This is a genomic window from Aliiruegeria sabulilitoris (genome assembly GCF_001558155.1).
Lineage (GTDB): Bacteria > Pseudomonadota > Alphaproteobacteria > Rhodobacterales > Rhodobacteraceae > Tropicimonas > Tropicimonas sabulilitoris.
In genome coordinates this window covers 249,148-255,744 of sequence record NZ_LOAS01000009.1, presented here as the reverse complement: position 1 = coordinate 255,744, position 6,597 = coordinate 249,148, and the positions used below count along the sequence as shown (strand labels likewise).

Annotated in this window: 12 protein-coding genes; 8 read left to right on the top strand and 4 right to left on the bottom strand. The window is 62.8% G+C overall.

Annotated features, from left to right (window positions below; translation table 11 throughout):
• From bufA1 to AX756_RS09995, 6 genes are all read left to right on the top strand, one after another.
• A partial coding sequence (gene bufA1 / locus AX756_RS25595) for a BufA1 family periplasmic bufferin-type metallophore (RefSeq protein ID WP_156461444.1) occupies positions 1-116 on the top strand: 116 nt, incomplete at its 5' end.
• A 72-nt stretch (positions 117-188) separates the two neighbouring features.
• Positions 189-1,043, top strand: a complete 855-nt coding sequence (gene bufB, locus AX756_RS10015; protein ID WP_068310595.1) for an MNIO family bufferin maturase — start codon at positions 189-191, stop codon at positions 1,041-1,043.
• The gene (locus AX756_RS10010; RefSeq protein ID WP_068310593.1) at positions 1,040-1,798 is read left to right on the top strand and encodes an HvfC/BufC N-terminal domain-containing protein; all 759 of its coding nucleotides are present in this window, start codon (positions 1,040-1,042) and stop codon (positions 1,796-1,798) included. Before bufB ends, AX756_RS10010 begins: the two co-directional genes overlap by 4 nt.
• A complete protein-coding gene (locus tag AX756_RS10005) occupies positions 1,795-2,406 on the top strand; it encodes a DoxX family protein (RefSeq protein ID WP_068310589.1) in 612 nt (203 codons plus the stop codon). The genes AX756_RS10010 and AX756_RS10005 overlap by 4 nt, the downstream gene beginning before the upstream one ends.
• 162 nt (positions 2,407-2,568) lie before the next feature.
• Positions 2,569-2,775: a cold-shock protein gene (locus AX756_RS10000; protein WP_068310642.1), complete on the top strand. Its 207-nt coding sequence runs from the start codon at positions 2,569-2,571 to the stop codon at positions 2,773-2,775.
• A 321-nt stretch (positions 2,776-3,096) separates the two neighbouring features.
• A complete protein-coding gene (locus AX756_RS09995; RefSeq protein WP_068310588.1) occupies positions 3,097-3,390 on the top strand; it encodes a hypothetical protein in 294 nt (97 codons plus the stop codon).
• Positions 3,391-3,557: 167 nt separating this feature from the next.
• Here the strand turns inward: AX756_RS09995 and AX756_RS09990 are convergent, their stop codons facing one another.
• The gene (locus tag AX756_RS09990; RefSeq protein ID WP_068310586.1) at positions 3,558-3,884 is read right to left on the bottom strand and encodes an arsenate reductase family protein; all 327 of its coding nucleotides are present in this window, start codon (positions 3,882-3,884) and stop codon (positions 3,558-3,560) included.
• A 72-nt stretch (positions 3,885-3,956) separates the two neighbouring features.
• Positions 3,957-4,289 carry a TraR/DksA family transcriptional regulator gene (locus AX756_RS09985; RefSeq protein ID WP_068310584.1) on the bottom strand — a complete coding sequence of 111 codons (333 nt, stop codon included), beginning with the start codon at positions 4,287-4,289 and terminating at the stop codon, positions 3,957-3,959.
• Between the two features lie 307 nt (positions 4,290-4,596).
• On the opposite strand from AX756_RS09985, the gene AX756_RS09980 reads away from it, so the two are divergent.
• Together AX756_RS09980 and grxD are read left to right on the top strand one after the other, a co-directional pair.
• Positions 4,597-4,839, top strand: a complete 243-nt coding sequence (locus AX756_RS09980; protein ID WP_068310582.1) for a BolA/IbaG family iron-sulfur metabolism protein — start codon at positions 4,597-4,599, stop codon at positions 4,837-4,839.
• A 120-nt stretch (positions 4,840-4,959) separates the two neighbouring features.
• Positions 4,960-5,319: a Grx4 family monothiol glutaredoxin gene (gene grxD, locus AX756_RS09975; protein ID WP_068310581.1), complete on the top strand. Its 360-nt coding sequence runs from the start codon at positions 4,960-4,962 to the stop codon at positions 5,317-5,319.
• 310 nt (positions 5,320-5,629) lie between these two features.
• Here the strand turns inward: grxD and AX756_RS09970 are convergent, their stop codons facing one another.
• Together AX756_RS09970 and AX756_RS09965 are read right to left on the bottom strand one after the other, a co-directional pair.
• Complete coding sequence (locus tag AX756_RS09970; protein WP_068310579.1) at positions 5,630-6,025, bottom strand: cell division protein ZapA; 396 nt, start codon at positions 6,023-6,025, stop codon at positions 5,630-5,632.
• On the bottom strand, positions 6,018-6,419 hold the full coding sequence (locus AX756_RS09965; RefSeq protein ID WP_156461443.1) for a hypothetical protein: 402 nt from the start codon (positions 6,417-6,419) through the stop codon (positions 6,018-6,020). The genes AX756_RS09970 and AX756_RS09965 overlap by 8 nt, the downstream gene beginning before the upstream one ends.
• Between the last annotated feature and the right edge of the window lie 178 nt (positions 6,420-6,597).

The following is a 6,597-nucleotide window of genomic DNA, read 5'->3' as shown; positions in this document are numbered from 1 at the left end:
TCGATTACCAGGGCAATGCCTGGACGCTCGTCGATGCCGGCACCTGCGATAAAATGGAGCTGCCCGATGGTCGCATGGGCTCGCTCGAAGCTCTCGACCGCGACCTTCCCGGGTAAGACGGTACGTTTGTGACACCCGCGCCCGGCCGACCCTCCGCCGGGCGCGACACTTCCACGAAGGAGAGCAGGATGCTCGACGCCACGTCCCAACGATCCCTTCCTCTTGCGCCCGGTATTGGCTACAAGCCGCAACATTTTACCGAGATCCAACAGGATCCCGGCCCGGTTCGCTGGCTGGAGGTCCATGCCGAGAACTACATGGGCGATGGCGGACGTCCGATCGCGCAACTGCGTCACCTGGCCGAGCGTTTCCCGATCTCCGTGCATGGCGTGGGCCTGTCCATTGGCGGCGAGGCGCCGCTCGATGCCGACCATCTCGCGCGCTTGCGCCACCTCGTCGACTGGCTGAACCCGGCCAGTTTCTCAGAGCATCTCGCCTGGTCGAGCCACGAGACCGCCTTTCTCAACGACCTGCTCCCCCTGCCCTACACGCAGGCCACGCTCACCCGTGTCGCCGATCACATCGATCAGCTGCAGGAGGCGCTTGGCCGCCAGATGCTTCTGGAAAACCCTTCCACCTATCTCGCCTTTGCAGAGAGCGAGATGGAAGAGACCGATTTCCTGCGCGAGATCGCGCAACGCACCGGTTGCGGGCTGCTGCTCGACATCAACAATGTCTTCGTCTCCTGCACGAACCAGAAACTCGATCCGCGCGCCTATATCGCCGATTTCCCGCTCGACTTCGTGGGCGAAGTGCATCTGGGCGGCCATGACGAACAGGAAGACGAGCACGGCGCGCCGCTGCTGATCGACAGCCACGGCGCCGAAGTGGTGGACCCGGTCTGGACGCTCTATGCCGAGACCATAGCCGCCATGGGTCCGCGCCCCTCGCTGATCGAATGGGACACGGATGTGCCCGATTGGCCGGTTCTGGCCGCCGAGGCCGAGCGCGCCGCTGGCATCCTTGCGCAGGTCTCGCAATGAGTGTAGGACAGACAGCCTTTCGCGAGGCGATCCTCGACCCCGCCCGCGACGTGCCCGACGGGCTGGTCGACCCCGAGGGGCGGCCTGCCGGCAAACGCTTCGATGTCTACCGCAACAATGTCGTCGTGAGCCTTTCAAACGCGCTGGCCGAGGCCTTCCCGGTGATCCGCAAGCTGCTGGGCGAGAGTAATTTCGGCATCCTCGCCGGTCATTTCGTGCGCCAGCATCCGCCCAGCTCTCCGCTGATCGCGCATTATGGATCGGCGCTGCCGGACTTCCTCGAAGGCTTTGCGCCGGTGCAGAATCTTGGCTACCTGCCCGATATCGCGCGGCTGGAGCTTGCCATGCGCCGTGCCTATCACGCGGCCGACAGCACGCCGGCGGATAGCTCTGTGCTGCCGCAAATGCCCCCCGAGCAGCTCCTGGCCACGCGCTTTACCTTCGCGCCCTCCGTTCAACTGCTTCGGTCGGACTGGCCCATCGCCGCGATCTGGCGGTTCAATGCCGAAGACGGACCGAAACCTGAGATGCGCGCTGAAACCGCCCTGCTCACCCGTCCCGAGTTCGATCCGGTCCTGACCACGCTTACGCCAGCCGGGGGCGTCTTCGTGGAGGCCCTTTGCGACGGCCGGAATTTTGGCGATGCGTTGGAGGCCGCGGCCGCCATCGACCCGGAATTCGACCTTTCCCCGGCCCTCTCCGCCCTTGTCTCGGGCGGCGCCATCACAGACATCTCCGAGGACCCGTCCCCATGACCGATCTTTCCGCTTCTGCCGAACAGGGCTCTGCGCGTGGCAAGGCGCTCGGCGCCATAATCTCGATCCACAACGCGATCTTCTCCCGTATCGACGCGGCGCTCTCCTCCTGGGCCATCCCGACGCTGGCGCGCTTCGCCTTTGCCGCCGTGCTGCTGATGTATTTCTGGGGCTCGGCCATGACCAAGTTGGGCGACGGCATCTTCGGGCTGTTTTCGCCCTCGGTGGGGGCCTATGCACAGATCTTCCCGCAAAAGGCCGAAGCCGTCGTTTACGACACGACGCAGTTCTCGATTTTCGAAAAGCTCCTCATCCTCGCGGGCACCTGGGCCGAGTTCATCCTGCCCCTTCTGATCGTCATCGGACTGTTCACCCGGCTGGCCGCGCTTGGCATGATCGGCTTTGTCACCGTGCAGTCGCTCACCGACATTCACGGCCACCACGCCGATGCCACCACCATCGGCGCCTGGTTCGACCGCGCCTCCGACAGCCTGATCATGGACCAGCGCGCCTTCTGGATGTTTGTGCTCATAACGTTGGTTTTGCGCGGCGCAGGACCGTTTTCCGTGGACAAATTGCTCGGAATTGATCGCCAAAACAGCAAGTGACAGATTGTCAGGGGTTGTTTTGTCATAAAACTCCGGCACCATTAGTGCCGTGACGATGCCATTTGCGACTCACTGGCTCTGCCTCGAATGAAGTCCGGCGACGTGACCACGCCGCCGCAATTCTGCGGGCGGAAGAGAGACCAGACGAAGGAGACGCGGGATATGCCAACCGGCACCGTGAAATGGTTCAATACAACCAAAGGCTATGGGTTTGTCGCCCCCGATGAGGGCGGAAAAGACGTTTTTGTTCATATTTCCGCCGTGGAACGCGCAGGAATGACCGGCTTGGCCGACAACATGAAGATCGAATACGAGATTCGTGAAGGTCGCGACGGACGGGCATCGGCCATCGAATTGAAGGCAATCTGATTACAGATCAGTTCCAGGATCACAGCCGCCCGCATTGCTGGGCGGCTGTGTGATTCTTGGCCGCGCATGTCCGCCAGCCGCCCCTTTTTCGATCATTTTCGCCCATTTTGGTAGCGCCGCCGCCCTGGAACCGGAGTTTCACGCTTGGGCCGGGCGCTGGAATTTCTGCAGCGCAGCATTTAGAGCCTAACCTTGGAACAGGCCGCGCGATCGTGCGGCCGAAAACAGGGAGGCAGGACCGCAACCGCGCGGTCATCCTCCTGTCGCGCGGTGTTCCCTTCCGACTGCGGTTCTGTCTCCTGCCCAAGATGGAAGCTAACAATGACGGAATTCCTGACGGTCCTCGCCTTCACCTATCTGTGCAACAGCACCGCCGAGCTTCGGCAGGTCAGCTTTGACGAGGCACGGGATTGCACCCTCGCCTATGAACAGGTCAAACGGCATTTCCATCCCGCATTCGGAGTTTCCCCCGTTGGAACCCGGCATCGGCAGGAACAGAACATCGCCGCCTATCTGGCCTTCAAGCAGTGGGAAAAGGAAAACGCAGAATTCGTGGCCGGCATGAAAGCCGAGGCCACTCGGCAGGCGCAGGACGCGATGCTGTCGAACGGGTAGGCTCAGCTTTCGCTTTTGTCGCTGATGGGCCGTCAATGCTCGCCTATGGCAACGGCATAGCTGCGCCCCAAGGGCGTAGGTCGTCGCCAACGTCCAGTTGCCTCGCGCGCCTGACTACAGATCCATGACGTTCCACAGATCTGAATGGATGCGTCATGGATCGTTTTCTAGCCGATCCAGGCAGCCTGTGCCTTGGCGTCCCAGCCGAGGGTCAGCTTGGCGCCATCGCTGAGGACCGGTCGTTTCATAAGGGTGGGATGCGCCGCCAGAAGGCCGTCGGCCTCCCCTGCCCGCTCGTCCTCGGAAAGCTGGCGCCAGGTCGTCGAACGACGGTTCAGCAGCGCCTCGCCAAAGGCCTCAATGAAACGCGTGCGTTCCTCTGCCGTGAGCGGCTCGGCGCGGATGTCGCGAAAACTCACGTCCTGCCCCGCCGCTTCCAGCGTCTTGCGCGCCTTTCGGCAGGTATCACAGGTGGGAATGCCGTAGAGGATCATGACCAGTCTCCAATGCAGATTTGCGTTGCCGACCGGGATGGCACGGCGCGCCCGCCCCGGCAAGGCTCGGGCTCAGGTACCGCGCGTACAGTCGGCGCAACGGGCTATGGCAGGATCTGTGGCCAGCCGCGCGGCGGCGATCTGCTCGCCGCAATCCGTGCAATAGCCGTATTCGCCCTCCGCCAGCCGCTCCAAGGCCGCGCGAATGCGCAACCGGTCGGCGGCGCGGCGACGCTGCTGCGCCTGTGCCATCGCCTGGTGCTGAAGCGCATCCATCCGCGACAACCGCCCCGTCGCACTCTGATCCAGCTCGACGACAGAGCGTGCGCCCGCGCTCGCCGCATCTTCCGCATCAAGTTCGACCAGCAGGTCGTTCAATCTTTTATGAATATCGGCCTCTGTCATCCCGCAACCCTGTCAGAGCCACCGCGCAACGGCAAGCGTCACGGCGCAACGTTCGCCCAAACGCCCCATTGCGCAACACCGTCCGCTCTCGTGCCATAGTCTCCCAGCAGCGAGGCACGAAATGATGCAGCTGGCTCCTTCAACGTGTCGTGCCTCGCCTGCCCTCCCCACAATAATCGAACCGCCGCGGACCACGGCAGGCCGGTCCGGCAACGACCGCCGCGCGAACGATCCGTACAGCGCGCCCTTGCAGGCACGCCCCACCGGCCCTAGTTTCGAGACGAGACTAGGAAACAGGAATTTGCCCATGGCCATCGAGGCCCAGGAAATCGAGACCCTCCTTCGGGAGGCCTTCCCCGACGCCGTCATTATCGTCAATGACATAGCCGGCGATGGCGCGCATTTCGCCGCCGAAGTGATCGACGAGAGCTTTCGCGGCATGAACCGCGTGCAGCAGCAGCGTTCCGTCTATGCCGCGCTCAAGGGCAAGATGGATGGCACGAACGCCGATCTCCATGCACTGGCATTGACCACGAAAGCACCGGAATAGCCCGGCACACCCCTATGGGCGGTTGACCTTGCACACCCTCCACGTGCAGGTGGCCGCAGTTTCGCCAAGGCGCGCGGGCGGGTTACAGAGCCCGACCCAGGACAAGAAAAGGAATTCGCCATGTCTTCTCAAGACAACATCAAGCAAACCGTGACCGAAAACGACGTCGTCCTTTACATGAAGGGCACGAAGATGGCGCCGCAATGTGGCTTCTCCCAGCGGGTGGCCGGCGTGCTGAACTACATGCAGATCGACTATACCGACGTGAACGTTCTCGCCGATGAAGAGATCCGTCAGGGCATCAAGGACTATTCCGACTGGCCGACCATTCCGCAACTTTACGTGAAGGGCGAGTTCGTCGGCGGTTGCGATATCATCACCGAGATGACGCTCTCGGGCGAGCTGGACAAGCTGCTGGAAGAGAACGGCGTGTCCTTCGACAAGGCCGCGGCCGAGAAGATCCGCGAAGCCAACGGCTGACGCCCAGCGGCGGTCGGCCGGGTATCCGCTTGCGCGAACCGGCCCGCCGCCGATCCGGTCTGCTCCCTGCAACAGGTTCATCCGCAATAGTCAGGAGATGGAGATCTCTTGATTGCGTGCAGTCTGCGTCTCCAGAGGACGCGCTTCGCGCGCTTGAACGATCGTTCGGATCCAGCCTCCGGCGGGGGTATTTCTTCCAGGAAGAAATTGCGCGTGGCGATCTGTCTTCTTCTGACCTCAAACATCCACGAGGGAGCGCTCGGATGAGCGCGGGGGGCAAAGCCCCCTTTTTACAGGCGCGGCAAATGGCTTACCCGGCCGATCTCTCCTCGGCCAACGCCGCGATTGCCTCGGCCCGAGCGGCAAGTTCCGCCAGCGTATCCGTCACTTGCGACGGGATCACGGCAACTTCCACACGCTCCGGCTCCGGCGCGGGCATGGCCTCCATCTCCTCGATGAGACGTTCCTGCCGGGCCAGTTTTTCCTCTGCTGCCGCGGCTTTCTGCTCATAGGCCGCCGTGCGGTCCGCCAGCATCAGCCCGGCCATCAGCAACATGCGCGACTCCGGCATCCGGCCGATCTGGGTTACCAAGCCGCGCGCCTCGCGGTCCAGCATCGCTGCCGCATCGCGCAGATATTGTTCCTCGCCATCCTGGCAGGCGACGGCGAATTCCTTGCCGCCAATCTCGATCTTCACCTCAGGCATCGGTCTGCTCCTTCACCAGCGGTTCGAGGGCGGAAATCAACTCGTCAAGCTCGCTGCGGTCGGCGTTGCGTTGCTCCGCCAGCGCCCGCAACTCGGCTTCGAGTTCGGTGATCCGTTCCTGCTGGCGGTCTTTCATCGATTTCAACGATCCGACGCGTTCGCGCAACTGCGCCCCGGCCGTCGTCTCGGTTTCCAACGCCTGCTGGAGGCGCAGAACCTCGGCTTCAGCCGTCTCCGCCCGCTGAACCGCCTCGGACACCGATTTCTGTGCCTGTTCCAGTTCCTCGGCCGACACGGCCGCTTCCGGTTCGCCGGCACCGAACGCTTCGATCGCATTCCCGATCCGCTCCATGGCGGCGGCAAGCCGGCTCTCAAGCTCGGTGATTTCACTCATCCCGCTCTCCCCGTTCTTGTTGTCCATCTGTCCGGTTCCAGACCAAATGCGGCCGAGCGAGCCGCGAATCGCCCGCCGGGCAGTTGCGACCAAGTTTACGCAACTGTTTCACGAAATGCGCCCCCTATTGTGCTCAGCCACTTAGGCGGCATTCTTCACGTGGCCGACAGTCCTTGAC

What these genes read in the sequence shown, in the direction of transcription:
- bufB (WP_068310595.1), top strand. Translation starts at nt 189, where the DNA reads ATGCTCGACGCCACGTCCCAACGATCCCTTCCTCTTGCGCCCGGTATT.
- AX756_RS10010 (WP_068310593.1), top strand. Translation starts at nt 1,040, where the DNA reads ATGAGTGTAGGACAGACAGCCTTTCGCGAGGCGATCCTCGACCCCGCC.
- AX756_RS10005 (WP_068310589.1), top strand. Translation starts at nt 1,795, where the DNA reads ATGACCGATCTTTCCGCTTCTGCCGAACAGGGCTCTGCGCGTGGCAAG.
- AX756_RS10000 (WP_068310642.1), top strand. Translation starts at nt 2,569, where the DNA reads ATGCCAACCGGCACCGTGAAATGGTTCAATACAACCAAAGGCTATGGG.
- AX756_RS09995 (WP_068310588.1), top strand. Translation starts at nt 3,097, where the DNA reads ATGACGGAATTCCTGACGGTCCTCGCCTTCACCTATCTGTGCAACAGC.
- AX756_RS09990 (WP_068310586.1), bottom strand. Translation starts at nt 3,884, where the DNA reads ATGATCCTCTACGGCATTCCCACCTGTGATACCTGCCGAAAGGCGCGC.
- AX756_RS09985 (WP_068310584.1), bottom strand. Translation starts at nt 4,289, where the DNA reads ATGACAGAGGCCGATATTCATAAAAGATTGAACGACCTGCTGGTCGAA.
- AX756_RS09980 (WP_068310582.1), top strand. Translation starts at nt 4,597, where the DNA reads ATGGCCATCGAGGCCCAGGAAATCGAGACCCTCCTTCGGGAGGCCTTC.
- grxD (WP_068310581.1), top strand. Translation starts at nt 4,960, where the DNA reads ATGTCTTCTCAAGACAACATCAAGCAAACCGTGACCGAAAACGACGTC.
- AX756_RS09970 (WP_068310579.1), bottom strand. Translation starts at nt 6,025, where the DNA reads ATGCCTGAGGTGAAGATCGAGATTGGCGGCAAGGAATTCGCCGTCGCC.
- AX756_RS09965 (WP_156461443.1), bottom strand. Translation starts at nt 6,419, where the DNA reads ATGAGTGAAATCACCGAGCTTGAGAGCCGGCTTGCCGCCGCCATGGAG.